Source organism: Methylobacterium frigidaeris (assembly GCF_022179185.1).
Classification (GTDB): Bacteria; Pseudomonadota; Alphaproteobacteria; order Rhizobiales; family Beijerinckiaceae; genus Methylobacterium; species Methylobacterium frigidaeris.
Map to the genome: position 1 here is coordinate 1 of NZ_BPQJ01000166.1, position 328 is coordinate 328.

A 328-nucleotide genomic window follows, 5' to 3' on the forward strand; every position below is an offset into this window, starting at 1 on the left:
CTCATGCTGGAATTCGCCCTCTCTGTTCGGTCCAAGTTAAGTCTTACCCTGTAGACACCGGAGATCGGGTCCGGGTGATGCCATGCAGATCGTCGTCGTCGATTCGAGCCGTGTCGTCCTCCAGATCATCGCCTCCCTGATCGAGCCGCGCGGACATGAGGTGCACGCGTTCACGGATTCGGAACTGGCGCTGCGACACCTCGCCGCCACCCCGTCGGTCCGGGTCCTGATCACCAGCGTCGAGGTCCGGCCGCTCTGCGGCCTCGAACTCTGCTGGTCCGCACGGCTGCTCGCCGAGGAGCGCAGGCCGCTGCACGTCATCACCATG

At 64.6% G+C, this 328-nt stretch carries 1 protein-coding gene; it reads left to right on the forward strand.

The window, feature by feature from the left end:
* Positions 1-82: 82 nt before the first annotated feature.
* Positions 83-328, forward strand: a 246-nt coding sequence (locus tag MFF64_RS36700; RefSeq protein WP_498071636.1) for a response regulator, incomplete at its 3' end; no start/stop codon positions are given.